Source organism: Achromobacter sp. 2789STDY5608621 (assembly GCF_001299375.1).
Lineage (GTDB): Bacteria > Pseudomonadota > Gammaproteobacteria > Burkholderiales > Burkholderiaceae_B > Achromobacter > Achromobacter insuavis.
The window spans coordinates 45910-66302 of sequence record NZ_CYTU01000029.1; the positions used below are offsets into that span (position 1 = coordinate 45910).

Sequence of the window (20393 nt, forward strand, 5' to 3'; positions counted from 1 at the left end):
TGCCCGGCGCGCAAGGATCGCGGCGGCCCGCCCTCGCCATGGCGACGACCGCCAGCCCGCCGCGCGGAATATTCGCCCCCTCGCTCGTGTCCACCCTTTCGAGGCGACGCGCAGCCCGATGCGGCGCCGCCCCCGCCCGCCACCATCCGCTGGCCGCGCGTCGTCCTGGCGCGGGCCGGTACAACCGGAGCATTCCCGCATGAAGTCGAACAAGCGATTGGCCAGCATCCTGCTGGCGCTGGCCTCCCTGGCCGCCCACGGCGCCTGGGCCGCGCAGGACCTGAACGTCTACGGCCCGGGCGGCCCCGCCCCCGCCATGAAGGAAGCCGCCGAAGCTTTCGGCAAGCAGCACGGCATCCAGGTCAAGGTCACCGCCGGCCCCACGCCGGCCTGGGCCGAACAGGCCAAACAGAACGCCGACGTGCTGTTCAGCGGCGCCGAGAACATGATGAGCGGCTTCGCCGCCACCCTGCCCGGCGTGTTCGACCTGCGCGATGCGCGCACCCTCTACCTGCGACCGTCCGCGATCCTGGTGCGGCCGGGCAACCCCAAGGGCATCCAGGGCTTCAAAGACCTGCTCAAGCCCGGCGTCAAGGTCATGGCGGTGTCCGGCGCCGGCCAGACCGGCCTGTGGGAAGACGTGGCCGGCCGCCTCGGCGACATCGAGACCGTGCGCGCGTTCCGCGCCAACCTGGTGCTGCCCGAGGCCGGCAACAGCGCGCAGGCGCGCAGTCAGTGGACCGAGGACAAGAGCATCGACGCGTGGCTGATCTGGAACATCTGGCAGGTCTCCAACCCCACGCTGGCCGACGTGGTGGCGGTGGAAGAGCCCTACCGCATCTACCGCGACGCGGGCGCGGTCGTGACCCGCCATGGCAAATCCAATCCGCAGGCGCAGGCCTTTGTCGACTTCCTGGCCTCGGCCGAGGGCCGCGCGATCTTCAAGAAGTGGGGCTGGAAAACGGACTGACGCGACGGGCGCGCGTCAGCGGCGTTCAGCGATAATCGGTCAACTCCACTACCGTCTGGTTCATCGCCAGGCCACGCCGATGCGTATCCGCGCCGCTTTGCTGCTTTGCCCGCTGGTCCTCGCCCTGCACGCGCCGGCCGCCCTGGCCGACACCCGGGTGCAATCGCTGGACCAGGTTCCCGGCGCCATCAAGACCCAGGACGCCCGCAAGATGTACGACAGCCAGATGAGCGGCGCGCCCCGGCCCGATGGCCTGGGCACGCAGTTGCCGGCCGGCTTCAGCAGCGATTTCCTGCTGCGGCAGCTGGCGCCCGGCCAGAACCCCAAGCGCCTGCTGGTGGCCGGCGCCAAGGCCTGGCCGCAGCGCCCCGGCGCCTACGTGGCGCTGGTGTGCCTGGCGGCCAGCGCCGAGCGCGCGGAACGGCTCAAACAGTACGGCGGCGGCGACTGCAACAGCCTGTCGCAAGACGAAGACCGGACCGACGTCTGGGTCGGCGTCTTCGACACGGCGCCCGGCGCCGCGCCCAGGCTGGTGGCGCGCACCGAATCTCCTGTGACCACGCCGACCGACTGGAGCGACACCAATATCGACCCGCCCATCGACCTGGCGATGCAGGACGCCGGCGCCCCCATGTTGTCCGCCCCGGCAAGCTGGAAACGCTTCGACCTGGCGCCCTACAAGATCGCGCCGGACAGCACCGCGTTCGGCCTGCGCGCCGGCTGGAGCGAAGGCTACGCGGGCGGCGGCGCCGACTTCGAGGCCCTGTATCTGTTCCGCATCGACGGCGCGACGCTGCGCGTCGCGTTCGCCCGGCCCATGTCGTTCGTCAAGACCATCGCCGGCGACTGGAATCCCGACGGCACGCGCGAGCATGACGAATCCGACGCCAGCAATTCCCTGGTGATCCTGTCGGGCAAGACCGGCGGCTATTTCGACCTCCAGCTGCGCCAGCAAGGCGGCAAATGGAAGCGCACGTTCAAGTGGTCGGCGGACAGGCAGGCCTACGAATAGGCGTCTCAGGCCGCATCCACATAATTCGGTTTGCCGCTCAGGAACTTCAGCAATTCCTCGGGCTGGCTGACCTGCGCCAGCGGAATGAAATACACCTCGTCCGGCACGTCCTGGCGCTGCACCGGAATGATCTGCAGATAATCCGGCGTCAGCGCCATCAGTTCGATCTTGTCGTTTTCATAGTCGGACTCGAAGTGGCTGCCATTCTGGTCCAGCACGAAGCGGTCCGGATAAAAGCGCGCCGATCCCTTCAGGCTCGCGGCGCCCTTGAAAATGGTCTTGCGGATCATGCGCTTGAGCACCCACTTCGGCGTCGGCTGGCCGTTGCCCAGGCCCTTGATGATGCGGCGGGTCTTGGCGGCGGCGATGAAACTCAGCGCCATCAGCAGCATCACGCTGGCGAAGACCGCCGTGTGCGCGCCGACCTTGCCGGTGGTCAGCTTCTCGATGCCGACGATGACGATCGACGCCAGGAACGCGCCGTGGCGTATCCAGGTCCAGGTGCGCGTGGCCGCGTTGACCACGTCGGCGGCGCGCTGGCGCTGGGCCAGCAGATGGGCCTCCAGCGTCTCGAGGGGCAGGTCGTAGTCGGCTTGGCTGATGGGTACGGCGTCGGTCACGGAAGGGCCTTTCTGGATACGGACAAAACCCCGGATTATGCCTGCCCGCCGTCCGCCCAACCCCGCGGTTGCGCCCGCTCGCCCACGGTCCGCGGGTTTTCCCGCCCCATGCCGGGCAGACGCATGCCATGAAAAAACCCGCAGGTCCCGTGACGGGGACGTGCGGGTTTTTCGGTCCGGGCGCCAGGCGCCCGCCGGATCAGCCGATCACGCGGAAGCGTTCGGCGTCGTCCATGAAGCCCTTTTCGCCGAAGCCGTTTTCGTTCGAGCCGAACGGCATCTGCGCGCGCAGCTTCCAGCTGGCGGGGATGTTCCATTCACGCGCCACGGCGGCGTCGATCAGCGGGTTGTAGTGCTGCAGGCTGGCGCCCACGCCGGCGTTGGCCAGCGCGGTCCAGACCGACAGCTGGGCCATGCCGCCCGCCTGTTCCGACCACACGGGGAAGTTGTCGGCGTACAGCGCGAATTTCTCCTGCAGGCTGCGCACCACGTCCTGGTCTTCGAAGAACAGCACGGTGCCGACGCCGGCGGCAAAGCTCTTGAGCTTGGCTTCGGTCTTGTCGAAGCCTTCGGCCGGGGCGACCTTGCGCACTTCCTCGATGGCCAGGTTCCACAGCTTGTCGCTTTCGGCGCCAAACAGGACCACGGCGCGCGAGCTCTGCGAATTGAACGACGAGGGGCTGTGCTTGATCGCTTCCTGGATCAGGGACGCCAGTTCCTCTTTCGAGGCGGACAGGTTGCGGCCCAGCGAATATTGCGTACGGCGCTTCTTCAGTGCGTCGAGGTATGCGTTGCTCATGAGGATATGCCTTTCGACTGGTAGATAGAGGGTAACGAGTGAGCAAATTCTACTGGCCGAGGCCGCGAGCGGCCACCTTTCCGGGCCCTAAAACGGCGCTTTTTCCCGGAACAAACTGTTCCAGTTTTGTAGCGAATGCCGCTCGACCGGAAGGATGGTGCACCGATTCGCCTGGCATGCCATGCGCATGCCAACGCCCTCCCGCATCGCGCCAATCTTCAAGTTCCGCTTGAAGATCGGTTGAAAATCATTCGTTTCCCAGGCCCGCCGCGATCGCGGATAGTGCTCGTACCGCACAGGCCCTGCGCCTCGATCCCGACTCTTCGCCCGCCCGGCAATCCGCGGCGCGGCGCCCCTTCCTGGAGATTTCCCATGCCGGCAGACGCCGATTCCTTTGTCGTTGAACTCGATGGCCAGGCCGCCACCCCGGCGGAACTGGCGCCGCTGGCGTTCGCCGGCTATGCCCATTTCACGGCGCTGCAGGTGCGCGGGCGCCAGGTGCGCGGCCTGGACCTGCACCTGGGACGGCTGCGCGCCGCCTCGCAGACGCTGTTCGGCCAGGCCTTGCCGGACGACGAGATCCGCGCCCGCCTGCGCGCGGCGATCCAGGCCGGCCCGGCCGACCAGTCGTTGACCGCCACGCTCTATTCCCCCGCTGGCGAATTCACCGTGGCCGGCCCGGACGCGCGGCCGCGGGTGCTGGTGCGCACCGGTCCGCCCGCCAACGGTCCGGCCGGTCCGCTGGCGCTGGCCACGGTCGCGCACGAACGCCTGGTGCCGTCGATCAAGCACGTGGGCGAGGCCGCCAAGACCTACTACCTGCGGCAGGCCGCCGAGGCCGGCTACGACGACGTCGCGTTCGTCGACCGCCAGGGCCGCCTGAGCGAGGCCTCGATCTGGAACCTGGCGTTCTGGGATGGCGAAGCGGTGGTGTGGCCCGAGGCGGAGATGCTGGTCGGCACCACCATGGGCATCGTGCAGCGGCAGCTGGCGCGGATGGGCGTGCCGCAGCGGACCCGCCCCATCGCGCCCGCCGACGTCGCCGGGCTGCAAGGCGCGGCGGTCATGAATTCCTGGACGCCGGGCATCGCGGTCAGCCGGGTCGCCGGCATCGCCCTGCCCCCGGCGGACGCCTTCATCGAGCGGCTGCACCGCGCCTACCAGGCGGAACCGCTGGCCGCCGTGTAGCGCGCCCGGCCGCCCGCGCCGGCGGCCGCGACGCGATCAGGCCGGCAGCAGCCGCCCATTGCCCGCGGGCGCGATGCGCACATCCGCCCTTGCCCCCGCGCCGCCCACGCGGAACGCGGAAACCGCCTGCCGCAGGTCCGCGGCCTGCTCGCGCAGCGCCTCGGCCCCGGCCGACGCTTCCTCGACGCGTTGCGCGTTCTTCTGCGTATCCTCGTCCAGCTGCGCGATGACCCGCGCCACGTGCTCGATGCGCCCGGTCTGCTCGACCGAGGCCTGCACGATGCCGTGCATGGTCGCGGTGGTCTGGGTGATCGAGTCCAGGATCAGGTCCATGGTCTCGCCCGCGGCGCCGACGCGCTCGACGCCCTGGCGCACCGTCTCGGCCGACTGGCTGATCAGCGTGTTGATCTCCTTGGCCGCGGTGGCCGAGCGCTGCGCCAGCGAGCGCACTTCGCTGGCGACCACGGCGAAGCCCTTGCCCTGCTCGCCCGCGCGCGCCGCCTCGACCGCGGCGTTCAACGCCAGGATGTTGGTCTGGAAGGCGATGCCCTCGATCACCGACGTGATCTCGGAGATCTGCGCCGACGCCTTCGACAGGTGTTCCATGGTATCGACCACCGCATGCATGGTCTGGCTGCCCTGGCGCGCCGCGTCCATGGCCTGGCCCGCCATGACGCCGGCCTCCTGCGCGTCGTGCGCATTGCGCTTGACCGCGCCGGTCAGCTCTTCCATCGAGTCGGCCGTCTGGCGCAGGGCGCGGGCCTCGTCGCTGGTGCGGGCCGACAGATCGGCATTGCCCTCGGCCAGTTGCACGCTCACCACCGACACCGCGTCGGCATGCTGGCGCACGCCGCCCACCACCGAGGCCAGGTTGCGCTGCATGCCCGCCAGCGTCGCCAGGATGCTGCTCTCGTCCCCCGGCTTGACCGCGATCGGGCTGGCCAGGTCGCCGGCGCTGACCGATTGCGCGATGCGCTTGAGCGCGGCCGGTTCGGCGCCCAGCGCGCGGGTGATGCAGCGGGCGATCAGCCAGGCCAGGCCCGCGCCCAGCAGGATGGCGGCGCCGGTCAAGGCCAGCATCAGCTGCTGGAAGTCGATCCCCACGCGGCGCGCCATGTCGCTCTGGTCCTTCATCAGGCGCTCTTCCAGGTCGATCATGCGGTTGATGGCGGCCAGCCACTGCACGAACAGCGGCCGCGCCTGATCCAGCAAGGGCCGCGCCTGCGCCGCGTCACCCCGTTCCAGCGCCGCCAGCAGGCGCTGCACCACGGGCAGCGTGCGTGTCTCGACATCCTTGATGCCGGCCAGCGTGTCGCGCTCCTGCTGCGACACCTGCGCGCCCGGCGCGAACAACGCATCCATCGGCGCGGCGGCCTCATCGTATTGCCGCTTCAGGCGCTCGATGTCGGCGGCCAGCGCGCGCAGCTCGCCGGGATTGGCCAGCACCGCGTCGCGCAGCGCGATCGAACGGTCGTGGACGCTGCCGCGGAAGGTGATGGCGTAGCGCTGCTTGACGCCATGGACGTCGTTGATGGCGCTGAGCGCGCCATTCATCCGGTTCACCTGGGTGATGCCGACCACGGTCAGCAGCACCATCAGGCAAAGGACGACGGTGAACCCGAGCATGATCAAACCGCCCGTGCTGCGCAGGGAGCGTGAGGGGGAATGGGAATCCTGCATGAAACCTCCTGCGGCAACCGGCCTGGCCGGGAATGCCTATCTGGTGAATTTATTAAAACTATTAAATACGTATGATTAATTATATATAACTATGATTACAAAAAATACCCTAGTCCATGGCGTGAACGCCGCAGTGATCCGCGGCGCGCGTGCAGGGTGGACGATGGGACGGGCATGGATATTCCGTCGGCCGGCACCGCGGACTGGTCGCGACTGGCGCCGTGATGCTGTCATGCCGTGATGCCGCGACGCCGTAATGCGGTAATGCGGTAATGCCGCGATGCCGGCAAACCGCCGGGTTTCGGCGCCGGCGCATCGGTGTCAGACTAGGCGCGTGCCAACCCGGAGATCCCATCGATGCTGAAAGACCGACGATTCCTGATCTGGCTTGCCGTGTTCGTCGTGATCGCGGGCTGGCATGTCGCCCTGCTCTGGCCCAAAAGCCCCGGCTATCGGTCCATCGGCGGCGGCGGCTACGATCTTTCGAACTTCGTCTACACGCTGACCCTGCTGGCGTTCACGGCGCTGTGGTCGCTGGTGGCGGCGCTGATCGGCATGGCGCGGCGCGATGCCCTGGCGGCCAGGCGCGCCAACTGGCTGGCGGCGGCGGGCGCCATCACCTTCGTGGTGGCGGCCATCGCCTTCGGCCACCATCTGCGATAGCGGCGGCCCGCGCTCGCGCGGTCGTCCCCCATCGGCGGACAAGACGCCCGCGCAAGAAAAAGCCGGCGCACAAGGCGCCGGCCGATACATCATCAGGCATGCCGGCGGCCACGGGACAGGTCCGCGGCCGCGCTCGCGGCTTCAGCTGCCGACGGCCGTGCCGTCCTGCTTCCAAATCACCACCGTGGCCGGACGCGGCCGGCTGGCGCTGGCGTCGTCGGGCCACTTCGAGGCCATCAGCGGGTTATTCTGCGCATCCGTCACGCTCGGGCCTTCGCCCGGGTGCTGGATGTTGATGAACAGGTACTTCTGGTCGGGCGTCCAGGTCAGGCCGGTCACTTCGCAACCGACCGGGCCGGTCATGAAGCGGCGGATCTCCTTGGTGGCCGGGTTGGCCACCAGCATCTGGTTGTTGCCCTGGCCGGCGTAGACGCCGGTGTTGGAGTAGTTGCCGTCCGTCTCGATCCACAGCAGGCCGCGCTTGTCGAAGGCCAGGCCGTCGGGGCTGTTGAAGGTGTTGTCGGCGGTGACGTTGGCCGAGCCGCTGCGCAGGTCGGTGCGCGGGTACAGCGTCGGGTTGCCGGCCAGCACGAAGATGTCCCACTCGAAGGTCAGCGACGCCGGGTCGCCGTTCTTCTCGCGCCAGCGCACGATCTGGCCGTACTGGTTGCCGGTGCGGGGGTTGGCGTCATTGGCGCCCGGGTGGTTGGGGCCGCCCGGATAGCGCGCGCTGCCGCTGCCGCGCGAGCTGTTGTTGGTCAGCGTGACGTAGGCTTCGCGGGTGGTCGGATGGGTGGTGATCCACTCGGGCCGGTCCATCGGCGTCGCGCCCACGGCGTCGGCGGCCTGGCGCGTCTTGACCAGCAGTTCGCCCATGTCCTGGTTGAACAGCGCGCCCAGCGTGCCGCCGGCCTGCGCCGGGGTGTCGAGCTTCAGAGGAATCCACTCGCCCACGCCCATGGCGTCGCCCTGCGCCGCGCCGTCCAGGAAGCGCGCGACGTACAGCGTGCCCTTGTCCAGCAACAGGCGGTTCAGCGCCGGGCGGGCCGGGTCGTACTTGCCGTCGGACACGAACTTGTAGATGTATTCGCTGACCTGGTCGTCGCCCATGTAGACCACCACGCGCTTGTCGTCGGCGAGCGTCATCGCGGCGTTCTCGTGCTTGAAGCGGCCCAGCGCGGTCAGCTTCTTGGGCGTGGAGTTCGGATCGAACGGATCGATTTCCACCACCCAGCCGCAACGGTTGTATTCATTGGGCTCCTGCGCCCAGTTGAAGCGATTGTCGTAGTGGTCCCAGCGGTACGAGCTGCTGGAGGTCTTGCCCGAGCCCTTGTAGCGCTCCATGTGCGCCTGGTATTCGGCGTCGGGGTAGTTCACCGTGGCCGGGTCGGCCGTGCCGACGCCGAAGTAGTCGGTGAAGTTCTCTTCGCAAGTCAGGTACGTGTTCCACAGCGTGTAGCCGTTGCCGCAGTTGCCGAAGGTGCCGAAGCAGCGCGTGCCCGACGGGTCGGCGTTGGTGCGCACCAGGCGGTTGCCCGCGGCCGGGCCGACCAGCTGCATGGCGACGTTGGCGTTGACGCTGCGGTTGAACGGCGAATCCAGCACCGCTTCCCACTTGCCGTTGGCCAGGCGCAGGTGGCGCACCGACACGCCGTGCGCGTGCTGCGACTTGCGCACCCAGTCCAGGTTCCACTGCGCGTTGCCGGGCTGCACGCCGACGGGGTAGAAGTATTCCGGCGTGGTGTATTCGTGGTTGGTGACCATCAGGCCTTCCACGCTGCTGCCGTTGACGCTGTCGCTGCCGTCGATCGGGAAGAAGTGCAGGCCGTCGTGGTTGTAGCCCAGCTGGCGGGCCTGGTCGTCGCCGCCGTTGCTGGCGTCGGCCTTGAATGCCGGCGCGCCGGTGAAGAGCGGATCGCCCCAGCGGCTGATCACGGCGAACTGGTAGCCCTCGGGGACCACCACGGTGTCGGCGGTGCTGATGGGCACGGCCTTGAAATTGAGCTCCACCGGCTTGGCGGGCGTCTCGCCGCCCGGGTTGCCAGGGTTGCCATTGGACGAATCATCGTCGTCATCGCCGCCACAGGCCGTCAGGCCCGCGCCCATGAAACCGACGGCGCCGGCGCCCAGGCCGGCCTTGAGAAAGCCGCGCCGCGACACGGCGCGTCGTACCACTTCGTTGAAATGCGGTGCCGTGGAGGGGTTGGACGGGATATCGTCCTGGTCCGAAGAACTCATCAGTTTTCCTGTCAATGTCGCTGTTATCGACTGGCTCACCCGCGACCCAGCCTGCCGGCATGATCGCTGTCAAAGATGACGGCGCAATAACAGATAAATGAAAGGTTTGATGCGGACGTGGAAATCGTTCCGCCCTAGGCAGCGAGAGCGCGCTGCAAAAGTAAAAGGCCCGCTGAAACTTGCGTTTCAGCGGGCCTTTTACGAGGAATCCTTGGTGCCGACGGCGAGACTCGAACTCGCACAGCTTTCGCCACTACCCCCTCAAGATAGCGTGTCTACCAATTTCACCACGTCGGCTAACTTCACCCAGAAAAGCAGTGCTTTCCTGGAAAGTCGAACATTCTATCACGCAATTGCCGTTTCGCGTCAATTCGTCCCGGCACGCCGGTCACCCCGCCGCTGCCGGGCACGCCGTTCCCGCCCGGGCAACAAGCCCTTACAAGCCGCTCCGCGCCTGGCATCAATCTGTCATGTCGGTCGGCAATACTGGCTTCGCCGCGCGCACACCCGGGCCATGCCCGGGGAATTCCTCCCGGATATTCATATGAAAGGGAATTCGTTGGCGCGCATGCCCGGCCGGCTTACGATGCCAGCCATACACAACAGGGCCTCAGGCCCGTAGAAAGGCTCCACCATGCAACGTCTGATATCCCCGATCCTGACCCGCCGTCCCACGCTGCTCGCCGGCCCGCGCAGCTCACGCCGCTACGATGCCGTCGTGTCCCTGCGGGCCTACCGCGAAGCGCGCCAGCTGCGCGAATCCGCCGAGCGCATCCTCGCCGTCTCGGCGCGCCACATGCTGCCGGGCGCCTGAGCGCATCTCCCGCAAGACCCTCGGCGTTCCAAGGCGGAACGCCATAAAAAAAGGCCGGCGATAGCCGGCCTTTTTCATGGGGTCGGGACGCTTACTTGGCGGGCGTCTCGGCCGGCTTGTCGCCAGCGGCGGGCGCCGGGGCCGACGGCACCGAGGCGTCCGGCTGGGCGACCGGGGCCGGAGCCGAACCGGCGCCAGGAACCGACGATGCGGCGCCCGGCACGGACGAAGCGCCCGGCACCGACGAGGCACCGGCGCCTTGCGGGGCGGGCGCGGCGCCCGGCACCTGCGGCACGGAACGGTCGGCCGGGAAGTTCTGCATCACGCCGGACTCGACGGCGGGGCCGCTCGTGCCCTTGTGGCTGACATAGGCCAGGCCGGCCGTGGACGCGAAGAAGACCACCGCGGCCCACTTGGTGGCGCGCGACAGGAAGTTGGCCGCGCCGGTGGCGCCGAACAGGCTGCCCGACGAGCCGCTGCCGAACGCGGACCCCATGTCGGCGCCTTTGCCCTGCTGCAGCAGGACCAGCACGATGATAGCCAGCGCCGAGATCACTTGGACGGCCAGCAGAAGTTTGAGCATCAAGGGCATTACAGACTCCGGAACGGAAACTTAGATGGCGGCGATTCGCAAAAATTCTTCGGCCACGAGCGACGCGCCGCCGACCAGGGCTCCGTCGATATCAGTCATGGCGAACAAACTGGCGGCATTGGCAGCTTTGACGCTGCCGCCGTACAAAACCTGAACCTGTGCCGCGCCCAGCGCGGCCAGGGCGGCGCGGATGGCGCCGTGGACTTCCTGCGCCTGCTCGGGGCTGGCGGTGCGGCCGGTGCCGATGGCCCAGACGGGCTCGTAGGCCAGCACCATGCGCGATACGGCCTCGGCGCCCAGCGCCAGCACCGGCTTGAGCTGGCGCTCGATCACGGCCAGCGTGTTGCCGGCTTCGCGGTCGGCCAGGGACTCGCCCACGCAGACCACCGGGGTCAGGCCGGCGGCCAGGGCCGCGCGGGCCTTGTCGGCGACCATCTGGTCGGTTTCACCGTGCAGCACGCGGCGCTCGGAGTGGCCGGCCAGCGCATAGCGGCAGCCGAATTCCTTGAGCATGGCGCCCGAGACTTCGCCCGTGTAGGCGCCCTTGTCGTGGGCGCTGACGTCCTGCGCGCCCCAGGACACGGCGCTACCGGTCAGGGCCGAGGCAGCCTGCGCCAGGTAAGGAAACGGAACGCAGACGCCGATTTCGCAATGGCTGGCGGCATCCGCGGCGCGCAGTTCGGTCAGCAACGCGGCGTTCTCGGCCAGGTTGCCGTGCATCTTCCAGTTGCCCAGCACGAGGCGGGCGCGGTGTTCGACTGAAGTCATGGCGCAAATGTCAGAGTGGATGAACCCGGGGGAAAAGCACCCGCCCACGGGCTGGCCTGGAAATAATTCCAGGCGAAACCCGTGATTGTATCCTGTTGCGCGGCGCCGCGCCGAACACCGCGCGTTTCTTACGCGGTCAGGATGATTTTGCCGATGTTCTCGCCGCTTTCCATCATGGCGTGGGCCTGGGCGGCCTGGGCCAGCGGGAAGGTGGCGTGCACGATCGGCTTGATGGCGCCCTGCTCCAGCAACGGCCAGGCGCGCTGGCGCAGCGCGCGGGCGATGGCGCCCTTGAAGTCGACCGGGCGCGGCCGCAGGGTGGAGCCGGTGATGGTCAGGCGGCGGCGCATGACCTGGCTGGTGTCGACGTTGGCCTGCGCGCCGCCCAGCTGGGCGATGATGACGATGCGGCCGTCGTCGGCCAGGCATTGCATGTCGCGGGCGATATAGTCGCCGGCCACCATGTCCAGGATCACGTCGACGCCGCGGCCGCCAGTGGCGTCCTTCACTTCCTTGACGAAGTCCTGCGTCTTGTAATTGATGCCGCGCGCCGCGCCCAGGGCCTCGACCGCGCGGGCGCGCTCGTCGCTGCCGACGGTGGCGTAGACCGTGTGGCCCATGGCGCGGGCCAACTGGATGGCCGTGGTGCCGATGCCGCTGGCGCCGCCGTGCACCAGCAGGATCTCGCCGTCGGCCAGGCGGCCGCGGTCGAACACGTTGCTCCAGACGGTGAAGTAGGTTTCCGGCAGGCCGGCCGCCTCGATGTCGGACAGGCCCTTGGGGATCGGCAGGCACTGGGCCGTCGGCGCGACACAGTATTCGGCATAGCCGCCGCCCGCGACCAGCGCGCAGACCTTGTCGCCCACCGCGAAGCCGCTGCCGGCCAGGTCGCCGCCGACGATCTCGCCGGCCACTTCCAGGCCCGGCAGGTCGGACGCGCCGGGAGGCGGCGCGTAGTTGCCCTTGCGTTGGAACACGTCGGGACGGTTCACGCCGGCGGCGCTGACCTTGATCAGGGCTTCGCCCTTGCCGGCCTCGGGCGTGGGGCGTTCGACGGGGACCAGGACCTCGGGGCCGCCCGGGCGGGAGATTTCTACAGCGTGCATCGCGTGCCTCCTTCGCAGCAAATGGATTATTATTGCGCCCTTTACGGCAAGTCGTGTTTTCGCCGGGTAGAGTGTTTGCCTGGCGGCCGGATTGCCGCTTCCGCAGTACATTGCGGCAGCAGGAAGCGTGGCAGAGTGGTCGATTGCACCGGTCTTGAAAACCGGCAAGGGGTTAAACCCTTCGTGGGTTCGAATCCCACCGCTTCCGCCAGAAGACCGCCCCCCCATCCCCTTCGGTTCACCCGCGCCACCCGCCCGCCATCACGGTCCAGGGCGCGTCCGCTCGCGCCCCTGTTGCGCAGATATCATTAACAGCTGAAAAACCCCTGAATAGAAACGATTTCGTCTACTATCTGGCGCATTCCGGGCGGCTCGCGGTGGCGAACCCGGTCAAAGAACCGGCGACACAGCCAGGCGCGATCCGTATGCCCAAACTCAAAGACGCATTCAAATCAGGCCTGTTCCGGCTGTCTCCGGCCCTGGCCGCGCGCTGCGGCGTGCAATTCCCGCTGCGGGCGCCGAACCGGGCCTTCCTGGAACAGCAGATCTTCGACTATCTCAACCACCAGGCGGACGGCCCGCAAGGCCCGGGGCGCTGCCTCTTCCTGGGCATGGGCGAATACACCTGGCACTATCCGCGGCTGCTGAAGCCGGAATTCCATTCGCTCGACATGGATCCGGAACAGGCTCGCTACGGCGTGCCCGGCCGCCACCTGACCGGCAGCGCCACCGAGATGGCGGCGCTCTACGAGCCGGGCTATTTCGACGTGGTGATCGCCAACGGCCTGATCGGCTATGGCCTGAACGAGCAGGCCGGCTATGAACGCATGCTGGAGCAATGCCACGCCGTGCTCAAGCCCGGCGGCCTGCTCATCCTGGGCTACAACGACACGCCCGAACGCGCGCCCTTCCCGGTGCATATCGACGCGCTCGGCCTGTTCGCGCCCTTCGTGCCGCCGATCGACGGCGTCGAACAGCCGCGCCATCCCATGCGCGACAAGTACCACCACGTATTCGTCTTCGCCCGCCGGCGGGAACGCGACGCCGTCGCGGCCTGAGCGCGCGCCGGGCCCACGACCAGTCCTATTTATTGATGACGGCGCCGTCGCCGCGATGCTCGCGGCTGCCCGTCCTGGCGGGCGCCTGGGCGCCCGCGGGCGTCGCGGGCTCGGCCGTCGGCGCGGCCTGCGGCCGCTGGCGCTGGATCTGCTCCAGCCGCGCCGCCGCCTCGTCGCCTTTCAGCTCCGCCACCCGGCCGCGCACGACCGCATCCATGTACTGGCGCGTGAAGGGTTCGCCCACGCGCCATGCGTCGCCCTCCTGCAAGAACTCGAAATCGCCTTCGAACACCTGCCAGTCGGCGCGGCCGATGGCCGACATCAGCCGGTCACGGTACTCGCCCTGCAGGCGGCATGACCACCGGCCGCCGCCAAGGTCCTTGCAGTCGCCCAGCGGCTGGATATTGCGCACGGTGCGCGTGTCGGTTTCCGGCGGCAGGCCCATGCGCTCGCGCTGCCTGTCTTGGGCCGCCTTGCGCGCCGCGCCCCGGGTCAGCTCGTCGAAGGCCGCCGCCCCCTGCTCGAAGGCGGCGGCGAGCCTTGCCGCGCCCGCCGGCTGGCCGACAGCGCGCGGCTTGCCGTCGGCATCGAGCTGGCCGTAGCGGGCCCGCACCACGCGCGGATCCGCGCCGGCGATCATCATCTCGCCCTTGTCGTTCGGACCGATGGTGTAGGCCAGGGCCGACGCGGCCTCGCCGACCTTCAGCGTCGCGGTGCAGCCGCGCGATCGCTCCGGCTTGATGTAGCCGACTTCCTTCACATCCGAAAACGTCGCCAGGTACAGGTCGGCCGGCGCCACGCCCCCGGCCAGCGGGTTGCGGGACATCTGCTGGAGACGCGAGGTGAACAGGCTGGCGCGCAGGGTTTTCTGCACATCGCCGTCATCGCACTGCGGCGGCGTGGCCGGCGCGAACAGATACCAGGCCGCCGCGGCCACGGCGATCGCGCCGCCGCCCAGCCAGGCCCAGCGCGGACCGGGAAAGGCGCGCTTGAGCGCGACCTGGCGTATCTGCCGTTCGTATTCCTCGAGCTTGCGCTGCATCAGCGCGTCCATTTCGGCCAGCGCCTGCTTGCGCGTGGCGTTGCTGGCAAAGGCGGCCTCGGTCACGGACAGCTCGCCGATGGCGGCCAGGTCCTCGTCGGACACGATGTGCTCGTCCACCAGCCAGAACAGCGCCTCGCCGAGCGTGCTCCAGGGCTCCGCCGTGGCGTCGCCCAGCCGCTGGCGGGCGGCGTCGTGATGCTCCTGGCGGATGACGCCGTCGGTCAGCAGGCGGTCGAGCAGCGGGGTGGAGACGATGGCCATGGATGCGCGGCGGCGGGCCGCCTGAATGAGGACGGCTCATGATACCGCTGCCTCATCTTCCCTCCCGCGCGGCGCTCAGGCGGCCATGGCCGCCGGATAGGTCCTGGGAATGCCCGCCGCCGCCACCCCGCTGCGCAAGGTCTCCCGCGGCAGCGACGCCGCCAGCAACGCGCGCGCGGCCAGCAGCCGGGGCAGGTCCACGCCGGTGCGATAGCCCATGCTCTCCAGCATGAACACCAGGTCCTCGGTGACGATGTTGCCCGACGCGCCCGGCGCGAACGGGCAGCCGCCCAACCCGCCGAGGCAGGCGTCGAAAGCGCGGATGCCTTCGTCCAGGCCGGCCAGCGCGTTGGCCAGGCCCAGCCCCATGGTGTCGTGCAGATGCAGTTTCACCAGCCGCGCGCCGACCGCGTCCTGCGCCGCCCGCACCGCCTCGCGCACGCCCGCCGGATGGGCGTAGCCGACCGTATCGGCCAGCGCGATCTCGTCGGCGCCGGCGCGCATCACCGCCGCGGCCACCTGGGCCACGCGGCGCACCGGCACCGCCCCTTCCATCGAGCAGCCGAAGGCCGTGGCGACCGCCACATCCAGCCGCGCCGGCCGCGCCTGCGGCCGCAGCCAGTCGGCGATGGCGGCCACGGCCTCGACCTGCGCGTCCGTGCCCTTGCCGACGTTGGCATGGCTATGCGTGTCGCTGACCGACACAGGGATGGCGATCACGTGCGCGCCCGCCTCGTAGGCCGCGATGGCGCCCTTCAGGTTGCAGGCCAGCGCGCACACCGTCAGGCCGTCGATGCCCAGCACTTGCGGCAGCAGCTGCCCGGTATCGGCCATCTGCGGCACCAGCCGGGGCGACACGAAACTGCCGACCTCGATCTCGCGCAGCCCGGCCGCCGCCAGCTGCCGGATCCAGCGCAGCTTGTCGTCGGCGGCCATCATGCCGCGCGCCATCTGCAGGCCATCACGCGGCCCGACCTCGCACAACCTCACTTCCTGTTCCATGGCATTTCCCTGGTCGAATGCGCCGGCCGTTACTGCTGCACCACGATGCCCGCGGTGGCGATGGTCTGGCGCGCCTTGCCGATGTCCGAACGGATCAGGGCCGCGAACTCTTCCGACGACACCGGATCGGCCTCCAGCCCCTGCGAGGCCAGCGCATCGCGCACGTCCTGGCGCGCCAGCAGTTTGTTGAAATCGGCGTTCAGCCGCGCCACCACGGCGGCCGGCGTCTTGGCCGGCGCCAGCACGCCGTAATAGGTCACCACGCTGAAATCCTTGTAGCCCAGCTCGGCCACGGTCGGCACGTCGGGCAACGCGGGATTGCGCTTGGGCGAGGTCACCGCCAGCGCGCGCACCTTGCCGGCCTTGATCAGCGAGGCCGCCGACGAGATCGACGAGCCAGCGAACTGCAGGTGGCCGCCCATCAGGTCGGCCAGCGCCGGCGCCGAGCCCTTGTACGGCACGTGCTGCATCTTGAAGCCGGCCGCGTGCTGCAGCATCTCCATGGCGATGTGCACGCCGCCGCCCGTGCCCGAGGTGCCGTAGGACAGCGTGTTGGGCGCCTTGCGGGCCGCCTCGATCACCTCCGGCAAGGTCTTGAAGGGCGAGCTGTCGGACACCAGCAGCACCATCGGCGTGGTCGCCACCAGCGCCACCGGCGCCAGGTCCTTGACCGGGTCGTAGGCCACCTTCATCAGCAGCGGAATCAGCGTGACGTTGTCGGACTGCCCGATCACCAGGTCATAGCCCTGCGCCGGCGCGCGCGCCGCCTCGGCCAGTCCCAGCGCCGTGCCGGCGCCCGGCTTGTTTTCAGGCACCACGGACCAGCCATTCAGTTCATGCAGCTTGTTGCCCATCAGGCGCCCGATGTAATCGGTGCCGCCGCCCGGCGTGGACGGGATGATGATGCGGATGGGCTTGCTGGGATAGTCCTGCGCGTGCGCCACGCATGCGACGGCCATCGCGGCCACCGCCAAGAGTCTGCGGATCATCGGATTGTCTCCTCTTTGATGGATGTCTTGGCGGTCTGGCGCCGCCTCGACGGGGACCGGCTCTATGGCCGGTTCATGCTTTGTCCTCGCAATGCACCACGCCCGCCGAGCGCAGGGCGTCGATGCGCGCGGCATCCAGCCCCAGCCCTCGCAGGATGGCTTCGGTATCGCGGCCCTGGGCCGGCGGATCGAACCGCTTGCCGGCCTTCAGGCCATCGAATTCGATCGGCAGCGCCGCCGCGGCGATTTCGCCGCCGTCCGGCAAGGCCGTGGCCAGCAGCGCGCCGCCGGCGTTCAGGTGCTCATCGTGCAGCAGGTCGTGCGGCTGGCGGATCGGCCCGTACGACAGATTGGCGGCCTCCAGCGCCGCGCACAATGCGTCGGTCTTCCAGGTCTTGAGGATCGCGCCCACGCCCGGCACCAGCCACGAACGCGCCGCCTCGCGGTCCACCGCGGTGGCCAGGCGCGGATCGGCGGCCCATTCCGGCGGCAGGAATTTCTGCGCGAAGTTGCGCCATTGGGCATCGCCCACCACCGCCACGAACACGCGTCCGTCGGCGGTCTCGAAGACGTCGTACACGCCCCATGGCGGCTTGCGCTCCGCGCCGAAGGGTTTGGGCGCGGCGCCGGTCAGCTGGTACTGCGCGATGAACTGCGCCACCAGCAGCAGATTGTTCTCGAACAGGCCCGAGCGCACGTGGCGGCCGCGCCCGGTGACGTGGCGGTCGTGCAGCGCGGCCAGCGCGCCCACCACGCCGAAGGTGCCGCCCAGGATGTCGTTGACCGACGCCGCCACCCGCTGTGGCGTGTCGGCGCCGCCGTTGATGTAGGCCAGGCCGCCCATCATCTGCACCACTTCATCCAGCGCGGTGCGGTGCTTGTAGGGGCCGGACAGGAAGCCCTTGAGCGACACGTAGATCAGCCGCGGGTTCTCGGCCGACAGCGAGGCGTAGTCCAGCCCGTACTGCGCCAGGCCGCCGTCGCGGAAGTTCTCCACCACCATGTCGGCCCGCAGCGCCAGTTGCCGCGCCAGCGCCTGTCCCTCGGCCGATTTCAGGTCGATCGACAGGCTCTGCTTGTTGCGGTTGAAGACGGGAAAATAGCCGCTGCCCGATCCCTTCAGGCGGCGCGTGCGGTCGCCGTCGATCGGCTCCAGCTTGATCACCTCGGCGCCCAGGTCGGCCAGCGCCAGGCCGGCGGCCGGCCCCATGATCATGTGGGACAGCTCCAGCACCTTGATGCCGCGCAAGGGCAATTCGCTGTGGTCCATGAAGGGTGAAGCGGGCGCTGCGCTCATCGACGTTTCCTCTGCCTGCGGCGTGGAGGCCCGGGCGCATGCCCCAGGGCCGGTACGCAGCCATCATCGCGGGCGCGGCGGCATCGCGAAAGCGGTCTTTCAGCACCGGGGCATTCTCGTTTCGGAACGTCCGGGTAAGCCCTAGGGCCAGGGCGCCGCCCCCAGATGCGCCAACAGCGCGCGCGCCGCGGGCGGCAGCGTATCGAGTTCGCGCACGGCAATGCAAAGCGGCGTGCCCGACCAGGGGCCGGACAAGGCGATGAAGCGGATGTCCTGGCTGGCATGGCGCGGCTTCAGGTACATCGGCACCACCGCCACGCCCATGCCGCGCGCCACCAGGTTGCAGATGGTCTCGTGCGAACTGACCCGGGCGCTGATGCGGCGCGCCACGCCAGCCTCGCGCGCGGCCTGCTCGAACACCGCGCTGATGCCGTTGTCACGGTTCAGCTCGATCTGTTCGTAGGGCAGCAACTGCGCATAGTCCAGCACCTCGCTGTCGGCCAGCAGGTGCTGCGCCGGCACCACCGCGGCCAGCTCGCAATAGCCGCAGGCGAATACCTGCAGGCCATCGTGGCCAAAGTCCGATCCCACCGCCACATCGGCGTGGCCCGCCAGCACTTCCTGGAAGACCTGCTGGGTGGTGCTTTCCTCGAGCGCGATCTCGATCTGCGGATACGCGCGGCGGAACGACTGGATCTGCGCCGGCAGGTCGCCCGACAACGCCGCCACGCTGGCCGCCAGCCGGATGCGCCCGCGCACGCCGGTGGCGAAGCCCGCCATCTCGCGGCGCATGCGCTCCATCTGCTGCAGCACCAGCCGGGCATGGCCCGCCAGCGCCTGGCCGGCCGGCGTGGCCTGCACGCCCTTGACGTCGCGTGCCAGCAGCGGCACGCCGAGCATTTCCTCCATCTCGATCATGCGCTTGCTGACCGCGGACGGCACGATGTTCTCGCGCGCCGCGGCGCGAGCCAGGCTGCCCTCTTCCAGCGCCGCCAGGAACAGGCGCAGGGAAACCGGGTCGATATCGCGGGGATGGGCGGGGGTGGGCAACGGACGCTTCATGGCCGCCAGTGTCCCGCGTTGGCGGCTCGGGCCGGGATCGGGGTTTTCCCGAGCCGTCCATCCGCCGGGTCCGATACACTGCGCCTGGCCATTGCGCGGCGCACCCGCGCGACGCAGGACACTCTCCGTTTGATCGGCAACCAGAATAAGACTCGCATCATGCAGTGCCCCAAATGCAATTGGCAGAACCCGGCCTCCCACACCCAGTGCTTCAGCTGCCACGCGCCCCTGCCCGCGCCGACCACGCCCAGCATGGCTGCCGCCAACGTCCCCGCCCTCCCCGGCATCTGGTCGCGGCTGGCCGCGAGCGTGATCGATGCGGCCGCCATGATCGCCGCCATGTTCGCCTTCTCGGCCGCCGCGTCCCTCAGCTATGAAGCGTTGCTGGAGCAACCCCGCCCCCTGGCGCTCGCCCTGGCCGCGGGCCTGCTCGGCCTGCTGTTGCCCGCTTTGATGGACGCCTGGGGTTCCGGCTCGCCCGGCAAGCAGCTGTTCAAGCAACGCGTGGTCACGCGCAACGGGCAGAGTCCCGGCCTGCTGCGGTCCCTGTGGCGGCACCTGATGAAGTTCCCCCTGAACCTGGCCCTGCCCGGCGTGTTCCACCATATCCAGCAGGCCATGTTCGGCGAACGCGCCATGCACAACTGGGCCGCGGGCACTTACGTCGTTTCGAGCCGGGCCGATCCGCGGGCAATCCAGGCGGCCCTGGGCCAGACGCGCTCGATCACCGGCGCCGGCAAGTTCCTGCTGTTCGCCGCGGGCGCGGTGGTGCTGGTGCTGGCCGGCTTCGTGCTGGCCGCGCTGACGCTCGGTCCGCGCGACGCCGACAACCCCGTGATGGCCGACGTACGGCGCCTGGATCGGGTATCGCAGCCGGTCCGGATGCTGGCGGAAAACCACTACCGCGGCACCGGCAAGTTCGCCGCGACCTTGCAGGACCTGGGCGTGACGCGCGAATCGCTGGCCTCCAGCGGCTTTTCCAACCTGGAGCTGAACCCCGTCAATGGCGTGCTGCGCTTCACCATTGCCGGCCCCGCAAATGCCGATGACGCCTCGCCCCTGGCGGGCAAGCATCTGGTCTACCTGCCCGAGCTGCGCGCCGAACGCAAAGGCGGCGGCATCCGGCGCTGGCAATGCGGCAGCGACGACATCGCCGCGAGCGACCGCCACTATGGCTGCCGCCACGCCGCCGGCGCCGCCGCCCCCTGACGCCTGCCTGCCGCCCGAGG

19 protein-coding genes and 2 tRNA genes are annotated in these 20393 nt (G+C 69.1%); 8 read left to right on the forward strand and 13 right to left on the reverse strand.

Going from position 1 to position 20393, the window contains the following annotated elements:
- Nucleotides 1–199: 199 nt before the first annotated feature.
- Together AOZ53_RS22725 and AOZ53_RS22730 are read left to right on the forward strand one after the other, a co-directional pair.
- A complete protein-coding gene (locus tag AOZ53_RS22725; RefSeq protein ID WP_054489482.1) occupies nt 200–970 on the forward strand; it encodes an extracellular solute-binding protein in 771 nt (256 codons plus the stop codon).
- 79 nt (nt 971–1049) lie between these two features.
- Nucleotides 1050–1982, forward strand: coding sequence for a hypothetical protein (locus AOZ53_RS22730; protein ID WP_054433429.1), 933 nt, complete (start codon nt 1050–1052; stop codon nt 1980–1982).
- 5 nt (nt 1983–1987) lie between these two features.
- On the opposite strand, the gene AOZ53_RS22735 is transcribed toward AOZ53_RS22730, so the two are convergent.
- Both AOZ53_RS22735 and AOZ53_RS22740 read right to left on the reverse strand, forming a co-directional pair.
- A complete protein-coding gene (locus AOZ53_RS22735) occupies nt 1988–2602 on the reverse strand; it encodes a hypothetical protein (RefSeq protein WP_054479581.1) in 615 nt (204 codons plus the stop codon).
- Between the two features lie 199 nt (nt 2603–2801).
- Complete coding sequence (locus AOZ53_RS22740) at nt 2802–3401, reverse strand: nitroreductase family protein (RefSeq protein WP_006393323.1); 600 nt, start codon at nt 3399–3401, stop codon at nt 2802–2804.
- A 372-nt stretch (nt 3402–3773) separates the two neighbouring features.
- Here AOZ53_RS22740 and AOZ53_RS22745 point away from each other — a divergent pair, with 372 nt between their 5' ends.
- Nucleotides 3774–4589 carry an aminotransferase class IV family protein gene (locus AOZ53_RS22745; protein ID WP_054489484.1) on the forward strand — a complete coding sequence of 272 codons (816 nt, stop codon included), beginning with the start codon at nt 3774–3776 and terminating at the stop codon, nt 4587–4589.
- Between the two features lie 36 nt (nt 4590–4625).
- Here the strand turns inward: AOZ53_RS22745 and AOZ53_RS22750 are convergent, their stop codons facing one another.
- Nucleotides 4626–6269: a methyl-accepting chemotaxis protein gene (locus AOZ53_RS22750; protein ID WP_054489486.1), complete on the reverse strand. Its 1644-nt coding sequence runs from the start codon at nt 6267–6269 to the stop codon at nt 4626–4628.
- 357 nt (nt 6270–6626) lie between these two features.
- Between AOZ53_RS22750 and AOZ53_RS22755 the strand changes: the two genes are divergently transcribed.
- Complete coding sequence (locus AOZ53_RS22755; RefSeq protein ID WP_054433434.1) at nt 6627–6932, forward strand: hypothetical protein; 306 nt, start codon at nt 6627–6629, stop codon at nt 6930–6932.
- 141 nt (nt 6933–7073) lie between these two features.
- On the opposite strand, the gene AOZ53_RS22760 is transcribed toward AOZ53_RS22755, so the two are convergent.
- Nucleotides 7074–9170: a PhoX family protein gene (locus tag AOZ53_RS22760; protein WP_054433435.1), complete on the reverse strand. Its 2097-nt coding sequence runs from the start codon at nt 9168–9170 to the stop codon at nt 7074–7076.
- A gap of 212 nt (nt 9171–9382) precedes the next feature.
- Nucleotides 9383–9467 (reverse strand) — tRNA-Leu (locus AOZ53_RS22765).
- A gap of 337 nt (nt 9468–9804) precedes the next feature.
- Here AOZ53_RS22765 and AOZ53_RS22770 point away from each other — a divergent pair.
- Nucleotides 9805–9984: a hypothetical protein gene (locus AOZ53_RS22770; RefSeq protein WP_054479589.1), complete on the forward strand. Its 180-nt coding sequence runs from the start codon at nt 9805–9807 to the stop codon at nt 9982–9984.
- A gap of 91 nt (nt 9985–10075) precedes the next feature.
- On the opposite strand, the gene secG is transcribed toward AOZ53_RS22770, so the two are convergent.
- The 3 genes from secG to AOZ53_RS22785 form a co-directional block, all read right to left on the reverse strand.
- Nucleotides 10076–10576: a preprotein translocase subunit SecG gene (gene secG, locus AOZ53_RS22775; protein ID WP_054489488.1), complete on the reverse strand. Its 501-nt coding sequence runs from the start codon at nt 10574–10576 to the stop codon at nt 10076–10078.
- Nucleotides 10577–10597: 21 nt separating this feature from the next.
- Entirely contained in the window at nt 10598–11344 is a 747-nt protein-coding gene (gene tpiA, locus AOZ53_RS22780; RefSeq protein WP_054433438.1) for a triose-phosphate isomerase, read from the reverse strand.
- Nucleotides 11345–11472: 128 nt separating this feature from the next.
- On the reverse strand, nt 11473–12450 hold the full coding sequence (locus AOZ53_RS22785; RefSeq protein ID WP_054489490.1) for an NAD(P)H-quinone oxidoreductase: 978 nt from the start codon (nt 12448–12450) through the stop codon (nt 11473–11475).
- 121 nt (nt 12451–12571) lie between these two features.
- Between AOZ53_RS22785 and AOZ53_RS22790 the strand changes: the two genes are divergently transcribed.
- Nucleotides 12572–12661, forward strand: a tRNA-Ser gene (locus AOZ53_RS22790).
- Between the two features lie 214 nt (nt 12662–12875).
- Entirely contained in the window at nt 12876–13508 is a 633-nt protein-coding gene (locus AOZ53_RS22795; protein ID WP_054433440.1) for a class I SAM-dependent methyltransferase, read from the forward strand.
- Between the two features lie 25 nt (nt 13509–13533).
- Here AOZ53_RS22795 and AOZ53_RS22800 read toward each other — a convergent pair whose 3' ends face one another.
- From AOZ53_RS22800 to AOZ53_RS22820, 5 genes are all read right to left on the reverse strand, one after another.
- Complete coding sequence (locus tag AOZ53_RS22800) at nt 13534–14814, reverse strand: hypothetical protein (protein ID WP_054489491.1); 1281 nt, start codon at nt 14812–14814, stop codon at nt 13534–13536.
- Between the two features lie 75 nt (nt 14815–14889).
- Nucleotides 14890–15816 carry a hydroxymethylglutaryl-CoA lyase gene (locus AOZ53_RS22805; protein WP_054489493.1) on the reverse strand — a complete coding sequence of 309 codons (927 nt, stop codon included), beginning with the start codon at nt 15814–15816 and terminating at the stop codon, nt 14890–14892.
- A 29-nt stretch (nt 15817–15845) separates the two neighbouring features.
- Entirely contained in the window at nt 15846–16805 is a 960-nt protein-coding gene (locus AOZ53_RS22810) for a Bug family tripartite tricarboxylate transporter substrate binding protein (protein WP_054489495.1), read from the reverse strand.
- 73 nt (nt 16806–16878) lie between these two features.
- A complete protein-coding gene (locus AOZ53_RS22815) occupies nt 16879–18102 on the reverse strand; it encodes a CaiB/BaiF CoA transferase family protein (protein WP_156333487.1) in 1224 nt (407 codons plus the stop codon).
- 141 nt (nt 18103–18243) lie between these two features.
- Nucleotides 18244–19164: a LysR family transcriptional regulator gene (locus tag AOZ53_RS22820; RefSeq protein WP_054489498.1), complete on the reverse strand. Its 921-nt coding sequence runs from the start codon at nt 19162–19164 to the stop codon at nt 18244–18246.
- Between the two features lie 159 nt (nt 19165–19323).
- Between AOZ53_RS22820 and AOZ53_RS22825 the strand changes: the two genes are divergently transcribed.
- Complete coding sequence (locus AOZ53_RS22825; protein ID WP_054433490.1) at nt 19324–20373, forward strand: RDD family protein; 1050 nt, start codon at nt 19324–19326, stop codon at nt 20371–20373.
- The last annotated feature ends 20 nt before the right edge of the window (nt 20374–20393 follow it).